Annotated in this window: 12 protein-coding genes; 10 read left to right on the top strand and 2 right to left on the bottom strand. The window is 61.0% G+C overall.

Annotated elements, in window-relative coordinates; all coding sequences use genetic code 11:
* Nucleotide 1 precedes the first annotated feature (1 nt).
* The 7 genes from SH664x_RS01165 (at nt 2) to SH664x_RS01135 (ending at nt 11,909) form a co-directional block, all read left to right on the top strand.
* On the top strand, nt 2-1,852 hold the full coding sequence (locus tag SH664x_RS01165; RefSeq protein ID WP_437204307.1) for an ATP-binding cassette domain-containing protein: 1,851 nt from the start codon (nt 2-4) through the stop codon (nt 1,850-1,852).
* The gene (locus SH664x_RS01160; RefSeq protein WP_437204306.1) at nt 1,849-5,175 is read left to right on the top strand and encodes a VWA domain-containing protein; all 3,327 of its coding nucleotides are present in this window, start codon (nt 1,849-1,851) and stop codon (nt 5,173-5,175) included. The genes SH664x_RS01165 and SH664x_RS01160 overlap by 4 nt, the downstream gene beginning before the upstream one ends.
* 70 nt (nt 5,176-5,245) lie before the next feature.
* Nucleotides 5,246-6,253 (top strand): AAA family ATPase, encoded by a 1,008-nt coding sequence (locus tag SH664x_RS01155; RefSeq protein ID WP_437204304.1) that lies wholly within the window; start codon nt 5,246-5,248, stop codon nt 6,251-6,253.
* Nucleotides 6,254-6,310: 57 nt separating this feature from the next.
* The gene (locus tag SH664x_RS01150) at nt 6,311-7,210 is read left to right on the top strand and encodes a DUF58 domain-containing protein (protein WP_437204302.1); all 900 of its coding nucleotides are present in this window, start codon (nt 6,311-6,313) and stop codon (nt 7,208-7,210) included.
* Between the two features lie 48 nt (nt 7,211-7,258).
* On the top strand, nt 7,259-9,187 hold the full coding sequence (locus tag SH664x_RS01145; RefSeq protein ID WP_437204300.1) for a BatA domain-containing protein: 1,929 nt from the start codon (nt 7,259-7,261) through the stop codon (nt 9,185-9,187).
* Between the two features lie 100 nt (nt 9,188-9,287).
* A complete protein-coding gene (locus tag SH664x_RS01140; protein WP_437204298.1) occupies nt 9,288-10,163 on the top strand; it encodes an NAD(+)/NADH kinase in 876 nt (291 codons plus the stop codon).
* A 339-nt stretch (nt 10,164-10,502) separates the two neighbouring features.
* Nucleotides 10,503-11,909, top strand: a complete 1,407-nt coding sequence (locus SH664x_RS01135; protein ID WP_437204296.1) for a hemolysin family protein — start codon at nt 10,503-10,505, stop codon at nt 11,907-11,909.
* Between the two features lie 105 nt (nt 11,910-12,014).
* Here the strand turns inward: SH664x_RS01135 and SH664x_RS01130 are convergent, their stop codons facing one another.
* Complete coding sequence (locus tag SH664x_RS01130; protein WP_437204294.1) at nt 12,015-13,082, bottom strand: hypothetical protein; 1,068 nt, start codon at nt 13,080-13,082, stop codon at nt 12,015-12,017.
* A 381-nt stretch (nt 13,083-13,463) separates the two neighbouring features.
* Here SH664x_RS01130 and hrpB point away from each other — a divergent pair, with 381 nt between their 5' ends.
* Nucleotides 13,464-16,010: an ATP-dependent helicase HrpB gene (gene hrpB, locus SH664x_RS01125; RefSeq protein ID WP_437204292.1), complete on the top strand. Its 2,547-nt coding sequence runs from the start codon at nt 13,464-13,466 to the stop codon at nt 16,008-16,010.
* Nucleotides 16,011-16,213: 203 nt separating this feature from the next.
* On the opposite strand, the gene SH664x_RS01120 is transcribed toward hrpB, so the two are convergent.
* A complete protein-coding gene (locus SH664x_RS01120) occupies nt 16,214-16,567 on the bottom strand; it encodes a hypothetical protein (protein WP_437204291.1) in 354 nt (117 codons plus the stop codon).
* Nucleotides 16,568-16,974: 407 nt separating this feature from the next.
* On the opposite strand from SH664x_RS01120, the gene SH664x_RS01115 reads away from it, so the two are divergent.
* Together SH664x_RS01115 and SH664x_RS01110 are read left to right on the top strand one after the other, a co-directional pair.
* Nucleotides 16,975-19,374 (top strand): DUF1592 domain-containing protein, encoded by a 2,400-nt coding sequence (locus tag SH664x_RS01115; RefSeq protein ID WP_437204289.1) that lies wholly within the window; start codon nt 16,975-16,977, stop codon nt 19,372-19,374.
* 30 nt (nt 19,375-19,404) lie between these two features.
* Nucleotides 19,405-20,724, top strand: coding sequence for a DUF1552 domain-containing protein (locus SH664x_RS01110; RefSeq protein WP_437204288.1), 1,320 nt, complete (start codon nt 19,405-19,407; stop codon nt 20,722-20,724).
* Nucleotides 20,725-20,993 lie beyond the last annotated feature (269 nt).

Below are 20,993 nucleotides of genomic sequence, written 5' to 3'. Positions count from 1 at the left end.
TATGGTCAGCGATGTCTGGCAACTGGAGAACATTCGACTCGGGCCAAAGCACAGGCCCCGGGTGGAGATCGCGGACCTGAAGATTCCCGCCGGAGTGACCGCGCTTCTCGGCGATTCGGGCGCCGGCAAAACATCGCTGCTGAACCTGCTGGTGCGGTTCGAGCAACCGGGACAAGGAACGCTGCGATTCTCAGCCTCTGCTGCAAAGGAACGGCCAGCCCCGGGAATGCCGCTGGCCTGGGTTCCGGCCGATGCCGGTCTCTGGCCCGGCTTAACGGTGCGGCAACAGATTGCGGTGGTCATTCCGGAAGGGCCCGCGTCAGCCGACAGAACGCAGCAACTGCTCACCGACTTTGACCTCGCCAGCATCGCGCAGCAGTACCCCGAAACGCTCTCGATGGGAGAGCGCGCCCGACTCGCGGTCGCCCGGGCGATTGCCTCGCAGGCGGCAGTCTGGGTGATGGATGAACCCCTGGCACATATCGACAGCCGTCGACTCCCCCAATACTGGGACGCTGTCGAAGCGGCGTTGCAGCAGCAGCAAAGCACCCTGATCTTCAGCACCCATTCGATCGAAGTCGCCCTGCGGCTGGCCAATCAGGCGATCTGCCTGCAGGCCGGGAAAGTTCTCTGGCAGGGGCCGATCAGTGAACTCTATGACTCACCCCCCGATGAAGTCACGGCGGGATTTCTCGGCCCCTGTAACTGGTTCACCGCGGAGGAGTCTCGACACTGGTTCCCTCAGCAGATCTCTGGCTGCCTGAGACCAGAACGACTCCAGCTCCTTCCCCAGCCGGGAACCCCGCTGGTGGTCGAACGACATCAGTTTACCGGCGCCGTCGCCGAGACCCGGCTCAGACATGCGGTCACACAGTCGACCCGCACGATTTATCATCGCCCTGCCGGTCGGAACACATTGCAGCCGGGACTGTCGATCTCGCTGCGGATTCTCTCCTGCTGGCTCTGGTTGATGCTATGCCTTTGTTGTGGCTGCGTGGAAAATGAAGACACTAGCCCCCAGCTCTCATTGCAGCCGGTCCGCACCTACTGCGTGCCGGCGGAAGGGGCGATGCTTCCGGCACCGCGCGGGATGACGTTCGGCCCCGAGGGAGAGTTGTACATTCTCGACAATGCCGGCCGGGTGATCGTCTACGACGAGAACGGAAATCTGATCCGTCGCTGGTGGATGCCGGAATACAAGGTCGGCAAGCCGGAAGGGGCCTGGCTGCTGCTCGATGGCCGGATCGCCGTCGCCGATACCCACTATCACCGCGTGATGTTCTTCGACCGGGAGGGGCACGTTCTCGGCACACTCGGAGAACAGGGGGAAGGACCCGGGCAGTTCATCTACACCGTCTCGGTGGTGCAGGATCCCTCCGGCAACCTGTACGTCGCCGAATACGGCGGTAATGACCGCATCCAGAAATTCACCGCGGACGGACAGTTTCTCAGCGCGTTCGGAAAACCGGGAACCGAGCCGGGTGAGTTTCAGCGACTGAGTTCTATCTGCTGGAAAGACGGCATTCTGTACGCAGCCGATGCCCTGAATTCCCGCGTGCTGGCGTTTCGCGATGATGGGACCTTTTTGAATGTCGTGGGAGACGCCAACAGCTGTGATTTGCGATATCCTTACGACATCGCTCTGGCTCCGGACGGGACGCTCTTTGTCGCAGAATACGGAGCGGGTCGAATCACCCAGCTGACAACCGAGGGCAAACTGATCGGGCATTACGGTTCGGAAGGGCGGGGTGCCGGGCAGTTCTGGACACCGTGGGGCATCGCAGTGAACCGCACAGGAAAAGTCGTCGTGGCGGATACGGGAAATCGACGCGTGGTGGAGCTGCAGCCATGAAGCTCTTCGCGAAAGTCGGTCAGCTGGTCCGTCGACTCGTCCCGCCCTCGCGCGGAGCGATCACGCTGGCCGACATGTTGCCGCTCCTGCTGTTCCTGTTTGCCTATGGCGTGCTGATCTGGCGACTCTCCCAACCGGCGACCTACCTGCGCAGTCAGCACTGGCTGATGCTGGGAACCGGTCTGGCGCTGACCGGCTACTGGTTCACACGTTATCGCGGCCAGCTGCACGACTGGCGCAGCTGGCTGCGATTGGCATTGGAAACGGCGTGCCTGGCAGCCGTCGTTTACTTCGATGTCGTGCTAACCGCCTGCGCTCACGCCGCCGCGGTCGTGGTCGGCTGGGTCATCGGTCTGCTGCGTCTGCTGCTCAGTCAGGCCGGTCTGCTGGAACGGCTGCAGAGATTGAAGATCTGGCTGACCGACTTCCAGCTGGGAGGGCTGACCTTCACCCAGCCGTGGCGATTTCTCTGGATGCTGACCGCTCTCTGGGTCTGGTGGATGTCCCTGAACGGCTGGAGTGGCTTGAATCGTCGCCGGGCAGCGCAGGCACTGGTGGTCCGACTCTCGCTGCTCGGACTGTTTGCGATGCTGCTGGCGGAACCGCGAGCGGTGCGGACGAGTGACACCCTGTCGGTGGTCTACGCGGTCGACATGTCGGCGTCGATCCATCCCGATCAGGTCAACGAAGCGTTGAAATTCGTCAGTCGAACCGTGGTCGACAAGCCGGAAAAAGATGAGGCGGGGCTGGTGATCTTCGGCAGCTCGGCGGCCGTGGAACTCCCCCCCGAACAATCGTTCCCGCTGGATGAGAATTCGCCCGAGGGGACGATCTATCTCAACTCCCGCATCGACCGCGACGCCACCAATCTGGAACAGGCCCTCGCGCTGGGAGCAGCCATTCTGCCCGAAGAAACCCGGGGACGAATCGTGCTGATCAGCGATGGCTCGGAGACGGCGGGCAATCTGAAACCGGTGATTGCCCAGCTGCAGTCGCGGGGCATTGCCGTCGATATCCTGCCGGTCACGTATCACTATGAGAATGAAGTCTGGCTGGAGCGGATGGAACTGCCGCAGACGGTCAAAATCGGCGAGACGTACGAAGCCTCGATCGTGCTGAATTCGCTGAAAGCGGGCAAGGCGAAGCTCCAGCTGACCGAGAACGGCAAGCCGGTCGCCGACAAGCCCTTCGACATCGAATTCAAAGAGGGGAAGAACCGGATCGATATCCCGATCTTCCTACGGGGGGCGGGGTATTACGAGTATCAGGCGGAACTGATTCCCGAAGAGGGAACCGACGGCCGTGCCGAGAACAACAGGGCGGTCGGCTATATTTATGTGGAAGGCGAAGGCAAGGTCCTGATCGTCCGCGACCCGTTCCGGGAAGATGATCGCGACTTCGCGCAGCTGGCGCGGGCACTCTCAGAGGGAGATCTTTCGGTCGACTTCCTGGACGCCCTCGACTGCCCGAACGATCCCCTCTCCTATCTGCCCTATGACTGCATCATCTTTGCGAATGTCGGACAGGATGCGTTTGTCGACCCGACCGTGCTGGCTGCGATTCGTGATGCGGTCTTCAATCAGGGAACCGGGTTCCTCATGGTCGGAGGCCGCAACAGTTTCGGCCCGGGGGGATATCACCGGACAGTGGTGGAAGAGATGCTGCCGGTCACGATGGACATCACCAAGAAGAAAATTCTTCCCAAAGGGGCGCTCGCCATCATTCTCCATACCTGCGAGTTCCCCGAAGGGAACACGTGGGCCAAGCGGATCACAAAGCAGGCGATCAAAGTGCTGGGAGCACAGGATGAGGTCGGCCTGATCGCTTACGGTCCGCCGGAACAATGGATCTTCCGGCTCACACCGGCGGGGGAATACGACAGGCTGGTGCCGCAGATCAACGCCGCTTCCATCGGCGACATGCCCGGCTTCGGCGCGACGATGCAGATGGCCTACGAGGGACTCCTCAACAGCGATGCCGCCACCAAGCATCTGATTGTCATTTCGGACGGAGACCCCAGTCCTCCACCCCCCGCGCTGCTCAATTCCTATGTAAAGAGCATGATCAGCATTTCGACCGTCGCCATCTTTCCGCATGGGGGGCAGGAGGTCGGCCTGCTCCGCAGCATCGCGAACGCCACCGGGGGCCGCTACTACTTCCCCGCCGATCCGAATGAGCTGCCCTCCATCTTCATCAAGGAAGCCAAGACCCTGAAGCGCAGCATGATTCAGGAGCAGGAACTGCGGCCCGAGGTCGGCTATCCGTCGGTGATCCTGGAAGGAATCGAAGCGATGCCCCCCCTGCATGGGCTGGTGCTGACAACGCTCAAAGAGAATGCGCTGACGGAGAATGTGCTGTTTACCGTCCTGAATGAAAAAGAAATGGATGAGAAAGATCCCGTGCTGGCAATCTGGCGATATGGGCTGGGGACGACAGCCGCCTTTACGTCATCACTCTCGAATCAGTGGGCCCGCGACTGGGTCCGCTGGGATCAGTATCGCGCCTTTGTGAAACAACTGATGTCCCGGGTCTCGCGGGTCCGTCGGGCCGGACAACTCCGCATGTGGACCTACAACTCCGGGGGGGAAGGGACAATCACGGTTGAAGATTTCGCCCCCCAGGAGCAGTTCCTGGATGTGGTGGCGCAGGTCAGCGGTCCCCGGAACATGCAGAAATCGATTCCGCTCAAGCAGGTGGGACCGCGACGCTATCAGGGGACCTTTCCGGTCACCGATGAAGGACGCTATCAGGTGACGGCGATCGGCAAGGCGGGCGAACGGGAAGACCGGGTGCTGGGTGGGTTTGTCGTGGCTTACTCGCCCGAGTTTCTGAAGTTCACGTCCAACTGGAGCAACCTCCGTCAGATCCAGCAGTCGACGGGGGGAGAAGAACTCACAGCCGGTTCGACCGCTGCGGACATCTTCAATCGTCGCCAGCCGAAGCAGAGTTCACGTCCGATCTTCGACTGGTTCCTGATCGCTCTGGCCTGTCTGATTCCGCTGGACGTGGCGGTCCGCCGAGTGCAGATCGACTGGTCGGTCATCCGGCAGAAGCTCGGCTTGGGAAAGAAAGAAGACAGCGGCAGCACGATGGGAGCGTTGCTGGCCCGTAAGCAACAGGTCAGCAGCACTCTCAAACGGGCTGATGGACCACCGTTGACTCCCGCCACGGGGGTGCCTCCGCCACGCACCGCCCCACCGGCACCGACGGCTCGGACGATCACTCCCCCCTCAACTCCCAAACCCCCGGCATCAGACGGCGAAGAGGAGTCGATGACCAGTCGGCTGCTGCGGGCCAAACGAAAACGCGAAGAAGAAAAATAATCCGGCCGGTCGCTGTGACCGTTCCCGGCAGGCATGGATCAGCACTTTCCCTCGATCAGGACCAACCGCCATGAGCGAACCTCAACTTGAAGCCTTGCAGGCGGAAGCCGATGACTTTCGTGAAACGTTCAATCTCGTGCGCAGCGAGATCGGCAAGGTGATTGTCGGTCAGGAACGGGTGATCGAAGCTGCGCTCACCGCGATCTTCTGCGGGGGAAACGTGCTGCTGGAAGGGGTCCCGGGACTCGGGAAAACCGAACTGATCAAGGCGATGTCGCAGGTGCTCGACCTCGAGTTTCGCCGGATCCAGTTCACTCCCGACCTGATGCCCGCCGATATCATCGGCACCAACATCATGCAGTCGGACTCCCATGGACGCTATCACTTCGAGTTCCGCAAAGGTCCAATCTTCACCCAGCTGCTGCTGGCGGACGAAATCAACCGGGCCACCCCCAAGACCCAGTCGGCCCTGCTGGAAACGATGCAGGAAGGAACCGTCACCACCGCCGGAACGCAGTACACATTGCAACAGCCGTTCTTCGTCATGGCGACACAGAACCCGCTGGAGCAGGAGGGAACTTATCCCCTCCCCGAAGCGCAGCTGGACCGCTTTCTCTTCAAGATCGATGTTCCGTTCGTCACCCGGACAGAGCTCAATGAAATTGTGAACCGGACGATCCTCCGGCAGCAGGTCACGGTGGCCAAGGTGCTCGATGGTCCACGGATCATGCATCTGCGCAGCGTGCTGGCGAAGGTCGTCGTCGCCGAACCGATTCGCGATTTCGCCTGCCGACTGGTGCTGGCGACACATCCGGAGACCGAGTTTTCTCCCGAGGGCGTCAAGCGGTTTATCCGCTGGGGAGCTTCGCCTCGCGCAGCCCAGGCGTTGATCCGCGCTGCCCGCGTGCGAGCTCTGAGTCAGGGACGGGCTCACGTTTCGTTTGCCGACATTCGTCACTTCGCTGACGAAGTCCTCAAGCATCGTGCCCTGCTCAACTACGACGGGCAGGCGGAGAACATCGAGGTCGGCAAGCTGATCGAGGAGTGCGTGAAGGTTCTGCCGGAACAGGCGGCGTAAGACAGGGAGAGTCGGCTTTGCCCCTTGCGAACCGGATGACGTGAAACAGGTAACGAGATGTCTGTCGCGGTAACACAATTTACGAGGCTGCTCCCGAACGATGTGCTGGCCCGCGCTGAGCGGTTGCGGCTCAATCCGCAGCGGCGCCGCACCAACCGCATGCGGGGTGAACATCTCTCGGGCAAAGGGGGAACGAGTCTCGAGTTCTCCGACTTCCGGGACTATGTTCCGGGCGATGACATGCGCTATGTCGACTGGAACATCTTCTCGCGACTGAATCAGCCCTATCTCAAGCTGTACGCGCATGAAGAGGAGATGCACGTTCCGATCATTCTCGACACCTCCAGCTCCATGCAGTCGGAAGGGAAGTTCGAACTGGCGCGACAACTGGCAGCCGCGCTGGGAGTGATGGGGCTGATGAATGTCGAAAAGATCAGCGTGTTCCCCTGCGCTCGCAAATCGGGTGACGCTCCGCTGCTGCGACCCTGCAGCGGCCGGGCCAGCCTGAAGCGGTTCTTCGCCTTTCTGGAGAATCTGCAGCCGGGAGGTGACGTTCCGATCGAGCAATCGATTGAAAACGTGCTGGCGCATCACCGGGGTAAGGGAATCGCCATTGTGATCTCGGACTTTCTGACCTTCGGGGACATCGGCCGGTCCTTCAACCTGCTGCATGGAGCCGGGCTGGAGATTCACGGCATCCAGATTCTCGGACCGACGGAAATCAATCCGGAGCTGACCGGCGACCTGCGGTTTGTCGATTCTGAAACCAGTCAGACACTCGACGTTTCCTCAGTGGGAGAGCTGCTCGGCCTGTATCACCAGCATCGCCTCGGGTTGGAGGAATCTCTGGCGGGAGAATGCCGCAAACGTGCCGGCCGCTTCCTGTCGCTGTCGAGCGACAGTGATTTGAAGAATGTTCTGTTCGATCAGTTTGTGCGTCGCGGCTGGGTCCGCTGATGAGGTTCGATCCCATGTTTTCCCTACCGCGTCCCTGCAGGTTCTGAAATGCCTTTGACATTGTCAGCCTGGTTCCCGCACTTCTTCGCTCCTTCCGGAGCGTGGTTGTTTCTGCTGCTGGTGCCGCTGATCATCTTCTACTTCCTCAAACTGCGTCGCAGTCGGGTGGAGGTGTCGTCGCTGGCGCTCTGGCGTCGGGTCATCAACGACCAACGGGTCAATTCCCCCTTCCAGAAGTTCAAACGCAACATCCTGCTGTTCCTGCAGATTCTGTTGCTGTCGGCGGTCGCGCTGGCAGCCATGCAGCCCTTCGTCCCGGGGAATGCCGAAGATCAGCTGTACCTTCCGATTCTCATTGACTGTTCCGCGAGCATGGCCGCCGTGGACGAGAATGGAAAATCGCGGCTCGATCTCGCCCGGGAAGAAATCCGGCGGGTTGTGGACGGGCTGCTCCCCGGCCAGCAGCTGACATTGATTGCCATCGGGGCCACGACCCGTCGGCTCACCGAATTCACAGACAACAAGCCGCTGCTGCATCAGACACTCAATGATCTGCGGGTGGAAGATGCCCCCGGCCGTGTGGAAGATGGACTGCGGCTCTGTCAGGCGTTGTCCCGGACCCAGCCGATCCAGCGGGTCCGCCTGTATACAGACGGCAATCTGCCGACCCGTCCCAACCCGGTGACCGGTCAACCGGAGGCACAGGTCGATATCGATCTCTCGCTGGGAGTCGATTTTCTGCCGACGCCTCCCGCAGGCCGCAACCTGGGGATCACCGCCTTCAATGCCCGCCGGGCTTCCGTGGACCAATGGAATGTGTTTCTCCGTATCGATGGTTCCGTACATGGCAGCTCGGAAGGTGACGTCACGCTGACATCCAATGGCGAAGTGGTCGGCGAAGAACATGTCATTGTGTCACCAGGAGAATCTCAGCGACTCGCGTTTCAAGTGCCGGCAACTTCGGCGAGTCGACTCGTGGCGACACTGAAGCCACAGGGGCTGGACTCACTCGCCTCCGACAATCAGGCCTGGCTCAATCTGCCACCGGGACGGGAGCTGGTGGTCTACTGTCCGGAATCGCTCACCGTCTTTCGGCATGCCCTCGAAGCCACGGAAGGAATCCGGCTGGAGCCCGCCCCGGGGAAGACCCCGACATCCTCGGTCTTTGACATGCTGATCTCCGATCAGGCTGAGGATGAGTCCCGGGAATCGCCACTCCGCCTGATGCTGGGGGTGATCCCCCGTGATCTCGCGGGAAGCCTGAAGATTGAAGAAGGAGCGGACGAAATCATCGACTGGCAGCGTGAAGCTCCGCTGTTGCAGCATGTGCAGCTCAAGAACGTACTGATCTCCAATTTGATCAAGAAACGTGCCGATCTCCCCAATTCCGATCTGGAAAAACAGGGGTTCGATCTGCTGGCGTTTGGCAGCGAAGCTCCCGCCATTCTGCGCAAGCGGGAAGGCTCGCGACTGACGTACTATCTCCTGTTTCACCCCGATCGGTCGACCCTCCCGTATCGGGTCGGCTTTCCAGTGCTGATCGCCAATCTGCTGAAGGAAGCGATGCAACTCGCTTCGATCGGCGAACTGCAGTCGGTCACGACCGGCGTGCTCCCGCCGATCCCGGTGACCCCCAAGGGGGAGTATCAGGTCCGCTTTCCAAATGGAACAAAGGAAACCCGCACAGCCAACGATCAGGGAGAGTTACTCGGAATTGAGGCTGCGCAGGTCGGCATGTATGAGATTGACTCCGGGGGACATGCCCTGGAGAAGATCGGAGCCTCGCTGCTGAATCCTGGTGAAACCTCATTGGCCAGTGTCGACAGAATCCAGTTCAACGAGCTGTCGGTCGCTGCGGAGGAGAAACGCCTGCAGGAAGACAAGCCGTTGTGGCCGAAGTTTGCCTTCGTGGCCTTTGGTCTGCTGCTGGCGGAATGGTGGTATTTCCAGAAGAAGCCGGTCGGCATTCCCGATTGAGGCTTGTCGGTCCTTCGCGGCTGCGGGGAGCGGTGATGACGATCGGGGAAATCCCGGCAGTCAATTTGTTCCGGATGGAGGCTGACGATAAGATGTCGCCATGTCTCAGAACCCACTTCGACTGCTGTTGATCGCCCGCGATTCGAATGCCCGCGTCCAGACCGCGTTGCAGGATCTGAAAGCGTTTCTGGATGAACGTCCCGCGATCGAGATCGTCGATATTCTGCGGACCGATGAGGACTGCTCGGATTGTGCCGACGCTGACATGGCGGTCGTGCTCGGTGGCGATGGAGCCATTCTGCGGGCCTGCCGGATGTTCGGCCATCGGCAGCGGCCCATTCTGGGGCTGAATCTCGGACGGCTCGGATTTCTGGCAGACCTCTCGCCTGATGAATTCAAGACGCTGATGCCGCAGCTGGAAAGCCGTCAGTACGAGATTGTCTCGCACCTGATGTTCGAATGCGTGCACAAGAAAGCGAGCGGCGCGAGCACCACTTATCTGGGACTGAATGAAACCGCGATACTGGCCGGAGGGTCACTGTCGCTGTTCGACGTCATGCTGTCGATCAACGGTGAAGTGGTCACCACCTTCAGCGGCGATGGACTGATTGTCAGCACCCCGGTCGGATCGACGGCTCACAACCTCTCCGCCGGCGGACCGATCCTGCGGCAGGACCTGAAGGCGTTCGTCGTGACCCCCATCTGTCCGCACACCCTCACCATCCGGCCGATCATCGACCGGGCCGACTCCGACTATCTGCTGACCGCCATCGATCCTCCGCCGGGAGTCATGCTCGTCATCGATGGTCAGATTCGCGTTCCCTTTGAACCGGGTGATGAGGTCACCATCCGCAAAGCCCCGGTCGCGTTTCAGCTCGTGCGACTGCAGGGACACAATTTCTACAGCGTGCTCCATCGCAAGCTGGGCTGGCACGGACAGCCCCGGTATCAGCGGGCCCGTCGCGACCTCGACTGAACGAGGCTGCGCTTTCCCTGCACGCGAGTGCGCTTCCCGATTGAAAACAACGTCCGCTGCGAGTGGATTGGACTGGTCGAATCAGAGTCGAAACTCCCTCGTGCCAGCCCTTCCGAAAACCCGGAATTTTCCTCGTCCTGCAGAGCGTGACTTGGCGGAAACCTCTCTGCGGAACAATCCATAAGACGCTGTTCTGACACAAGTTGTGCACCGCAATCCGGGCCACCAGAAGGTGCTTTCGCCGGCGAACAGCACCGACTGCCGCGACTCTGAAAGTTCGATTTCCGCAGCCGGAACCGTTGCGGGACGAGAATGTTTCCCTGAAGATCGGGAATCCGGTTGCCCGGAGCGAGCGACGCTCCAGCCCGCCGCCGGTCATACTCACTGGTCACAGCAGGAGAAGTCCGCATTTTCGGTTTTGAAATTCTGGTTGTCATTCTGATGGTGGCAATCAACGCGATTTTCGCCAGCTACGAAATTGCACTCGCCTCCGTTTCGATCACCCGGCTGAAGTCACTCGAACAGGCACAGCGCTGGGGAGCCAAAGCGGCCAGCGCGATGAAGACCGACCTCGAGGGAAGTCTGGCGGTCGTTCAGCTGGGGATTACTCTGGTGGGAGTCATTGCCGCCGCCACCAGCGGTGCCGGTGCCGAGGAACGGGTCGCCCCACTCTTTGAAAATCTGGGGCTCTCTCACGGTCTGGCTGATGCGCTGGCACTCGCGTGCGTCGCCGTTCCGCTGACGGCCTTCACGATCGTCGTCGGGGAACTGGTCCCCAAGCTCTTCGCGATCCGTAATAAGGAACTCGTCTGCCTGACTCTTTCCCCCGTCATGCAGGGGTTTGCCCGGCTGATCTGGCCGGCGGTCTGGCTGCTGGAGACCTCTGCCGGCCTCGTCATGAAGCTCGCGGAGCGGCTGCAACGGGCTCAGGGATACGACATGCGTTCCGAGGCGACGGAACTGCAGGAGCTGCGGGCGGTCGCCAGTCTGGCCCGGACCGCCCGTCTGATTGGCCCCCGTGAGGAACGCATCATTCTCGGCGCAGTCCGGCTGTCGAGTCGACCCGTGCGCGAGATCATGCTCCCTGCGGAACATATCAGCATGCTGAATGTCAGCGACTCGATGGCGGATTGCCTGATCAAAGCCCACCTGGATATGCACACCCGCTTCCCCGTGACGGAACGACCGGGCGATCCGCAGGCGATCATGGGGTATGCCACCTTCAAGGATATCGTGGCGCTCGTCCGGTTGAGTCCGCAAACCTCGTCGTTGCGCGGGATCATCCGCAAGCTGGTCCGGCTGCCGGAAGATCTGGCGATCTCGACCGTGCTCGAACGTCTGATGCACGAGTATTCTCACATTGCGCTGCTGGAAAATGCACACGGGAAAATCGTGGGACTGATCACACTCGAAGACATTCTCGAAGAGCTGATCGGTGACATTCAGGATGAGTGGGATCTGCTCCCGGCCTACGCAGTCCAGTCCGGCGACGGCTGGGTCATGGGGGGAGGAGTCTCGCTGCTGCGGGTGCAGGAGTTGACCGAAACGGAACTCGCTCCCGCGGATGCAAAGCCGACTCCCAGAAATCTCAGCAGCTGGATCATCGAACAGCTGGGACATCCTCCCTCCGGCGGAGAGATCCTCACTACCGGCTCACTGCGGATTCTGGTCCGCAAGGTCCGCAGGCAACGGGTGCTTGAGGCCTCACTTCTCCCGCTGACTGCTCCGGAGAGTGAAGAGCCCTGACGGGAAGGGGGAGAGAGGACATGCACTCCTTTCTCAACGCAAAAACACCCGGCAGTCGCTGACGACTCCGGGCGTTTTGCCGCATCCGACTCATTCCTTACCGGCCTACCACTTGGGCAGCTTCGGCTTCGGCAGGCTCACCTTGGGAGCCTCCACCTTTGGCAAATTCACTTTGGGAACGGAGACCTTCGGCACGTCGACTTTGGGCATGCTCACTTTCGGGGCCGAAATCTTGGGGGCTTTCACGTTGTCGAGTCCCGTATCCCGCTTGATCGCCGGCATGCCGCCGCCGATCGTGCGGCCGATTTTTGAACCGGCGGCCGCACCCGCTGGACCACCGAAGTAACCCCCGACAGCTCCACCCGCCAGCGAACCGGCGTTGCGACCATCCTTGAGGGCGGGCATGCCCCCACCGATAATCCGCCCCGCTTCGGCACCGGTGGCCCCTCCGTAGTAGCCTCCCACGAGGGTGCCAATGTTCCGACCATCCTTCAGAGCCGGCAGTCCTCCGCCGATGATCCGACCCGCCTGTGCCCCCTGCTGACCACCATAGTAACCGCCGATCATCCCGCCGACGTTCCGGCCATCACCCAGTTCCCGCTTGATGGCGGGCATGCCGCCCCCGATCACGCGGCCGTTGTGAGCCCCTTCACGTCCTCCGTAGTAACCGCCAATGAGACCGCCGATATTCCGGCCATCTTTCAGGGCAGGCATCCCGCCCCCCACCACCCGGCCGGCATCGCCTCCCCATTCTCCTCCATAGTGGCGGCCGACCATTTCACCGACGTTGCGGCCATCTCCGTACTGCTTGCGAATGGCCGGCATTCCTCCGCCAATCGTCCGACCATGCTGCGCCCCCTGTTCCCCGCCATAGTAACGCCCCACAGCCCCGCCGATGTTCCGGCCATCCATCACTTCCCGCTTGATGGAAGGCATGCCGCCCCCCACCGTCTGACCAACCCTGGCCCCCCGCTCTCCCCCATAATGTCCGCCCACGGCGTTCCCGGCAGCGCGGCCATCGATCCGCGGACCACCACCGAACTGGGAGCGATTCATCGCTGGGGCCGAAGGAGATTTGAACCGCGGAGCGTTGAACTGGGCCTGTGCTGTTCCTCCGACCACCAACGAACCAATCGCGAAAGCTGCCAGAAGGTTCTTCAGCCGAATCATCATTAACCTCTCGATTTCGCGGCCCATTCCGGAGGGGCCAGACTCCCTGGAGCAAACTCGCCCGCGACCCGCTCCCGCCGGACACTTCTTGCTGGTGTCCCCCGCGAGCAGGCATTCATTCCGGAAGACTGAACGGCGACGGCCCCGGCAGCGGACAAGGCTCCTGGATATTTTTTCGCCTGCTTCGGACCGCCCCCAGCTCACTGCCAGCAAAGCACTTCGAAATCAAACCGCCCTCTTCCCCACGATCTTTCGCGTCCACCTCCCGACAGGGCACACGCACCTGTCGGAGACCCCGCCCCCCGCTACAATCCCCGCCGGAACCGGCAACAATCCACGACCGCTCCCACTTTTCTGAACTTCGAATTCGTCCCCCCTTCCGCAATGACTCATCCTGATCCGCTCCCCATCGATGATGTTCTTCCGGAGTTGATCACCGGGCTGAAACAGCAGAGCAGCGCCGTTCTGCGAGCGCCAACCGGTGCCGGAAAAACAACACGCGTCCCCCCGGCACTCCTGCAGGCCGGACTGGCAGGAAACGGGCAGATCGTGATGTTGCAGCCCCGTCGGCTGGCCGCTCGCAGCACCGCGCGGCGCATCGCGGTAGAACAGCGGGCCACGCTCGGCCGGGAAGTCGGCTATCAAGTCCGCTTCGACGCAAGGTCCTCGCGCGAGACCCGGATGCTGGTCGTCACGGAAGGCATCCTGTTGAACCGCCTGCAGCGCGATCCCTTTCTCGACGGCATCCAGATTGTGGTGTTCGACGAGTTTCATGAGCGGAATCTGGATAGCGATCTGGCTCTCGGCATGGTGCGTCGGATCCAGCAGACCGTTCGCCCCGACCTGAAAATCGTGGTGATGTCCGCGACACTCGACCCCGCGCCACTCGTCGCCTACCTGCAGGATGCCGCTGCGGTCGAGAGTCTCGGAAAATCGTATCCGGTCGAGATCCGGTATTTAAAACAACGGGACACTCGTCCGTTGCCGGAAGTGGCTGCGGAGGGGGCGCAGCTGATGTTCGGGAAGACGACCGGGGATGTTCTCGTCTTTCTGCCGGGAGTCGGAGAGATTCACCGAACGGCACGCGAGCTCGAAGCGTTCGCGAGGAAGAATGAAGCGGAGCTGTTCCTGCTCTACGGAGACATGCCCGCGGAAGAACAGGATCGTGTTCTGAACTGGAACGCGAGCCGGAAGATCGTGCTGGCGACAAACGTCGCTGAAACCTCGATCACCATTCCCGGCATTACCGCCGTCGTCGACACCGGCATGGCCCGCGTGATGCGCTTCGACCCGCAGGCCGGACTCGATCGACTGGAACTGGAACCGATCTCGCAGGCCTCCGCAGATCAGCGTGCCGGGCGGGCAGGCCGCACTCAGCCCGGAATCTGTCTGCGGCTGTGGGACGAAGTGGCCCAGCGGCATCGGCCCCCCTTCACCGATCCTGAGATTCGTCGCGTCGACCTGGCCGGTCCGGTTCTGCAGCTCAAAACGTGGGGAGAGCACGAGGTGCTGCAGTTTCCCTGGCTGGAACCGCCTCGTGCCGATGCCGTGACACAGGCCGAGCTGCTCCTGCGTCGACTCGATGCACTCAATGAACAGAACGAAGTGACCGCCCTCGGTCGGACGATGTGCGAGTTACCGGTTCATCCCCGCCTGGCTCGACTGCTGCTCGAAAGCCGACGGCTGGGAGTTCCTCGCGAGGGGGCGTGGCTGGCAGCGCTGCTGTCGGAACGGAATCCATTCTTCCAGTCGCGGCAGGGCCCCCCTCGACTCACTCCCAGTCACCAGCGGCAGCATTCCCGGTCTGATGTTCTCGACCGGTTGCTGGCGTTGATGGCTGCGGAACAGAAAGGAGAAACGGAATTTCCTTTCGGCACCCTCAATCGTCAGTCGGCGCGGATGATTCAGCAGTCGCGGGACCAGTTGACCCGGTTGATTCAGGAACTCTTTCAGGAATCCACAGAAACGGCCATCGACGCGGAGGAAGCGCTGCTGCGGTCGCTGGTTCGAGCCTTTCCGGACCGTGTGGCCCGTCGACGTGATGTCGGCAGCGAGAAAGGACTGATGGTCGGCGGGCGAGGAGTGAAGCTGGCCCCGGCCTCGGAAGTGCGACAAGGAGCGCTCTTTCTTTGCGTGGATGTCGATGCCGGGCAAACCGATGCCCTAGTCCGTCAGGCATCGGCAGTGGAGCCGGATTGGCTGCCGCAGAACGCGCTGCGTGCCAGCGTGGAAGTCTTTTTCCATCCGAGCACCCGACAGGTCGTGGCCCGTCGACGCGAATACTTTGAAGATCTCATCCTGTCAGAGACCCCGGCGGCACTTCCCGACAATTCCGAACCGGCGGAACTGCTGTTTCGCGAAGCTCTCAAGGAATGGGACCAGATCTTCCCTTCCCAGACTCCCGAAGTCACGGGCTTTCTGGCGCGGCTTCGCAGTCTCGCGCAGTGGATGCCCGAGCTGGGACTGCCGCAGGCGACTCAACCGGAACTGGAAGTGATTCTCCGACAACTCTGCCAGCGCTGCCGCTCATTCGCGGAGTTGAAAAAAGCAGACTGGGTCGAGGAACTGCGACAGTTACTGGACTGGTCGCAGCAACAGATTCTCGACCGGGAGGCTCCGCTCCAGTGGCGGGCTCCCAGTGGCCGGAGCATTCCGTTTCACTATGAAGAAGGTCGCCCCCCTGTGCTGGCGGTCAAGATTCAGGAGATCTTCGGACTGGAACAGACTCCACGGATTGCCGGCGGACGAGTGACGGTGCTGATGCACCTCCTCGCGCCGAACATGCGACCGCAGCAGGTGACCGACGATCTTTCCAGTTTCTGGACGAACACGTATCCCGTCGTGAAAAAAGAACTGGCCCGGCGCTACCCGAAACACTCGTGGCCGGATGATCCCCGCACTGCGAAGCCGGGTCGGAAGGAACAGAAATAGAGCATTTCGACTTTCGATTGCTCCATTCGCGCAGCGCGGATGTCAGACTTTCAGCCTAAGAAACGCGGGCTGCGCGGGGACGGGAAAAAGCCCTCTGCGCGCATTCCGCTCGCCGTCACGCGCGCAGTGATGGACTGCGCTCCACATCCCCAGTGCGCGGAGCCGCAAGCCCAGCGGTCCTCTCAGCTGTTGCAGAACGACGCCTACGTGGCATCCTTTTTGGTCTTGGCGGCGCGCAGCTCTTTCAGCCGCTGCTTTTGACCGGCGGTCAGGACCTGTTCGATCTTCTGCGACCGCTCGTCTTCCAGCTTCTGAATCTCTTTCTTCAGCGACTCGATGCGCGCATCGTACACATCCTGAATCGCATAGATCTTGGTGCGCTGATCGTCGCTGATCCCCAGCTTGCCGAAGTTGGCCGGCAACGGACCTTTGCGAACACCGTTCGCAGCAGCGGCCGAAGGAGCGGCCGCATCGTTATCAGCCGCAGTCAACTGTGAGATCTGACAGACCAGTGCCAGCCCCAACCCCAACACCACCGCCCTCGCAACCGTTTTCATCTCTTCTCTCCGAATGTGTTTGACACGACGAAAGAGCGCCCAAGCAAAAACGTTACCTGAACTTACCCGGGCCGCACTGAATTACAAGCCGGTCCCCGGTCGGCCCGTCTCCACTGACTCCAACGGTGCTGCGGACGCCGACGCCTGACACGCCAGTTCCCGTGCCAGATTCACACCGGAAACCATCCAGGAAATCGCTTTCTCCCTCAGCGAATATTCCGGTTCTGCCGAGACTGCGGCATTCCATTCCGGCATGAGGCCCCGCCTCACGGTCGCCCACGGGGAACTGAATTTGACCTGCCACTGACCCCGACCTTACAATCCTGATCGCGTTTCCCACCTTCCCGCCTCGTTGGTACGCCTCACACTCCGACGAAGCCCCGCGTGTTGTCCCTCCGGAGTTGACCATGCAACCGGTCAGACCCGATCGACTGAGAGCCGTGCTTGCGAGTGGTCTCCAGACCCTGGCCCTGCTGCTCCTGTTGACCTGCAGCGCGTCCGCTGCCGACACGCATCCCGGCGCCAAGCTTTATGCGGAACACTGCAGCCGCTGTCATGGAGCTGACGGAAACGGGACCACCGATTATCCCCGCCCCCTCCGCGGCGATCGTTCACTGGGCGAGCTGAAGACGCTGATCGAAAAGACGATGCCGGAAGATGATCCCGGCGCCTGCGTTGGTCCCGACGCGGAACAGGTGGCCAGCTTCATTCACGGGGCGTTTTATTCGGTCCTCGCACAGGAACGGAATCGCCCGGCGACCGTCGAACTGTCGCGACTCACCGTCCGGCAGCATCAGCAGGCCGTCGCGGATCTGCTGGCGATCTTCCGGGGAACCAACGATGCGGGTCAGGAGCATGGCCTGACCGGAACCTATTACAAGAGTCGTCGTCGCGCGAAAGACGATCTGGTCTACACTCGCGTTGATCCCGTGATCGATTTCGATTTCGGGACTGAAAAGCCGGCCGGATTTCCGCCTCCGGAAGACCTGTCGCTGATCCAAGACAAAGAGAAGCTGAAAGAGGCCAAGAAGCCGGAGAACATTCTCGGTTACTCCGTCACCTGGGAAGGCGCGGTCCTGGCCCCGACGACGGGCGATTATGAGTTTCATGTCGAGTGCCCCACCAGCGTGCGACTGTGGGTGAACGACTTTGGGAATCCTCTGATCGACGTATCGGTGAAGTCGGGAGACGGTCAGGTCTATCAGGAAAAAATCCGCCTGCTCGGCGGACGGACCTATCCCCTCAAGCTGACCTTCACCCGCTTCCGCGAACCGCACACATTCGTCCGGCTGAAATGGAAGCCGCCCCATCAGTCGCTCGAACTCATTCCCGAACGGAATCTCTTCTCGAAGGCGGGGAAGACTACGTTTGTGCTCGAGACCCCGTTTCCTCCGGATGACCGCAGCATCGGCTATGAGCGGGGAACCATCATCTCCCGCAGCTGGGATGAAGCGACAACCTCCGCAGCGCTCGAAGCAGCCCGCGACATCGTCGCCCACATGCCCCAACTGATCAGCGGCAAGGAGACCGACGCCGACTATCCACAAAAGGTGGAAGCGTTCTGCAAGACATACGTGCAGTTTGCTTTTCGCAGACCACTGACCGCCGAAGAACAGGAGTTCTTCGTTGCGCGGTTCTTTCGTGATCAGACCGATCTGAAACAGGCGCTGACCCGGGTGATTGTGCTGGCCCTCAAGTCTCCCCGGTTCCTGTATCGGGAGACGCGTCACACGACGATGGACGATTACGACATCGCGTCGTGGCTCTCCTTCTCCGTCTGGGACTCCATTCCGGATCGCGAGTTGATGGGAGCAGCCCAGCGGGGCGAACTGAAGACCCGTGAGCAGATTGAAAAACAAGTCGCGCGGATGATGAAAGATCCCCGCAGCCTCGCCAAACAGAAAGATTTCCTGCGGCAATGGCTGCACACCGACCGCTTTGCCGAACTGGAAAAAGATGCCAGCCTGTTCCCGGAATTCACTCCGGAAGTGATTTCGGATCTCCGGATCTCCCTGGATCTGTTCCTCGATGACGTGCTGTCGAGTGACTCCGCGGATTTCCGTGAACTCCTGTTGTCCGACTCGATGTATCTGAACGGTCGGCTTGCCCGGTTCTACGGGATTGACCTGCCGGAAGACGCTCCGTTCCAGCGGGTTTCCATGGCAGCTCAGGCGCGGGCGGGAGTGTTGACTCATCCCCTGCTGATGGCCGGTTTCGCGTATGACCGGACGACGTCACCGATCCATCGCGGAGTGTTTCTGGCCCGCAGTGTGCTGGGTCGGCGGCTGCTCCCCCCTCCCGAAGCGGTCTCGCCGCTGGCTCCCGATCTGCATGCAGGCCTGAGCACCCGGGAACGAATCCTCTTGCAGACTAGCCCCGGCGCGTGTCAAACTTGCCATGCCATGATCAATCCGCTCGGATTTTCACTGGAAAACTTTGATGCGGTCGGTCGATACCGGGAACAGGAGCAGGACCGGGCTCTTGATACGCAAGGGACCTACACCGACCTGTCCGGCGAGACGATCGAGTTTCAGGGCCCGCGCGAACTGGCACGTTTCCTGGCGGACAGCCCGGAAGCACAGGGGGCCTTCGTCCAGCAGCTCTTCCAGAATCTGGTGAAGCAGCCAGTCAGAGCCTTCGGACCCGAACACCAGACGGAGTTGCAGGCCGAGTTTGTTCGTCGCCAGTTCAACATCCGCAGCCTGGCCCAGGAAATGGTGACCGGGTCCGCCCTGCGAGCCAGAGAAATCAAAAACAGCAAAGCCTCCCCCACTGACCAGCGACAGTCGTCGGTCACACGCCCCTGACGGAATCCATTTGCCTCCAGGACGATCCTCATGGTCATGCACGCCTCCCGTCGCGAATTCCTGAAGCAGGTCGGACTCAGTGCCGCAGCGCTTCCGTTCATCTGTAACCTTCCCAGTCTCGGCTTTGATGGCTCCACGCGGCCGAAGCAGCGGCTGGTGATCGTCTTCAGTCCCAACGGAACCGTCCCCTGGGAATTCTGGCCCGACGAAGCGGGTGAGCTGGCGAGCTTCAAAGAGATTCTCACCCCGCTGGAGCCGTTCCGCAGCCGGACCCTGACTTTGCACGGCGTCTGCGACAAGATTCGCGGAGACGGCGACAGCCACATGCGGGGCATGGGGTGCCTGCTAACCGGAATCGAATTGTTCCCCGGCAACATTCAGGGGGGGAGCGATTCACCTGCCGGCTGGGCCAGCGGCCTGTCGATCGACCAGGAGCTGAAGAACTTTCTGCAGAGCCGACCGGAAACCCGAACACGCTTCGGCTCACTCGAATTCGGCGTGGTCGTGCCGGATCGTGCGGACACCTGGACCCGCATGGTTTACGCGGGTGCGAACAAGCCGATCAGTCCGATCGACGATCCCTATCAGATGTTCCACAAGTTCTACGGACACGCCAAAGATCAGGCGATGCTCAAGAGCGTGCTCGACGATCTGCATGTGGATTTCGAAAAGGTCGGACAACTCGTCAGCGAAGAAGATCGCCGTCGGCTCGAAGAACATGCCCAGTTCGTACGGCAGATGGAACAGGAGCTTCAAGCCTCCGCCCGGGCCGACAATTCGCACCCCATGCCCGTCCTGGAACCGGGAGTCGTCGATGCGAATGACAACATCCCGCAGATCTCACGGATGCACATCGATCTGATGGTCGACAGCTTCGTGAACGACTTCACCCGCATCGCCACGTTCCAGTTCACCAATTCGGTCGGTCAGGCGCGAATGAAGTGGCTGGGGATCGACGACCTGCATCACACCCTCTCTCACGAACCGGACTCCAACAAGGATGCGCAGGAGAAGCTGACGCGGATCAACAAATGGTACTGCGAACAGGTCGCTCTGCTCGCCAAGCGGCTGGACGAAACACCGGAACCGGGTGGCGACGGCAGCCTGCTCGATCACACCACCATCGTCTGGACCAACGAACTGGGACAGGGGAACAGCCACACGCTCAACAACATTCCCTTTGTCATTGTTGGGAATGGCGCCGGCTTTAAAATGGGCCGCAGCCTCAAATACCCGAAGGTGCCACACAATCGCCTGCTGATGTCGCTGGCTCACAGCATGGGGCATCACATCGACCGCTTCGGCAATCCCGATTTCTGTACCGACGGCCCGCTGACGGATCTGACTTAGAGCCGATTGCTCCCTCTCAGCTCCCGCAGTCAGCGTTTCGTCTGGTGGAATGCTGACTTCCGTGTGGCGAGGAGGGGGCAATCTCAGGTGAAAATGCTCTCAGTTCCGGTCGACGGCTGCAACTCCCCCCCAACCCGTCCAGCGAGCAAATGCTGGAGAAGGACCGCCCGCGCCAGACCGCACAGCCCTCACAGTCGTCACAACCCCAACCCACTGGCAATTGGTGACGAGGAAGCGGATTCCACTGGAAATTTGGCCGTTCCACACGA

This window comes from Planctomicrobium aquicomposti (assembly GCF_051466325.1).
In the GTDB taxonomy this organism is placed as follows: Bacteria; Planctomycetota; Planctomycetia; order Planctomycetales; family Planctomycetaceae; genus Planctomicrobium.
Note: the sequence above shows the minus strand (reverse complement) of the source record. Positions and strands in the feature narration are given on the sequence as shown.

What these genes read in the sequence shown, in the direction of transcription:
- SH664x_RS01165 (WP_437204307.1), top strand. Translation starts at nt 2, where the DNA reads ATGGTCAGCGATGTCTGGCAACTGGAGAACATTCGACTCGGGCCAAAG.
- SH664x_RS01115 (WP_437204289.1), top strand. Translation starts at nt 16,975, where the DNA reads ATGCAACCGGTCAGACCCGATCGACTGAGAGCCGTGCTTGCGAGTGGT.
- SH664x_RS01130 (WP_437204294.1), bottom strand. Translation starts at nt 13,082, where the DNA reads ATGATGATTCGGCTGAAGAACCTTCTGGCAGCTTTCGCGATTGGTTCG.
- SH664x_RS01140 (WP_437204298.1), top strand. Translation starts at nt 9,288, where the DNA reads ATGTCTCAGAACCCACTTCGACTGCTGTTGATCGCCCGCGATTCGAAT.
- SH664x_RS01145 (WP_437204300.1), top strand. Translation starts at nt 7,259, where the DNA reads ATGCCTTTGACATTGTCAGCCTGGTTCCCGCACTTCTTCGCTCCTTCC.
- SH664x_RS01120 (WP_437204291.1), bottom strand. Translation starts at nt 16,567, where the DNA reads ATGAAAACGGTTGCGAGGGCGGTGGTGTTGGGGTTGGGGCTGGCACTG.
- SH664x_RS01110 (WP_437204288.1), top strand. Translation starts at nt 19,405, where the DNA reads ATGGTCATGCACGCCTCCCGTCGCGAATTCCTGAAGCAGGTCGGACTC.
- SH664x_RS01160 (WP_437204306.1), top strand. Translation starts at nt 1,849, where the DNA reads ATGAAGCTCTTCGCGAAAGTCGGTCAGCTGGTCCGTCGACTCGTCCCG.
- SH664x_RS01150 (WP_437204302.1), top strand. Translation starts at nt 6,311, where the DNA reads ATGTCTGTCGCGGTAACACAATTTACGAGGCTGCTCCCGAACGATGTG.
- hrpB (WP_437204292.1), top strand. Translation starts at nt 13,464, where the DNA reads ATGACTCATCCTGATCCGCTCCCCATCGATGATGTTCTTCCGGAGTTG.
- SH664x_RS01155 (WP_437204304.1), top strand. Translation starts at nt 5,246, where the DNA reads ATGAGCGAACCTCAACTTGAAGCCTTGCAGGCGGAAGCCGATGACTTT.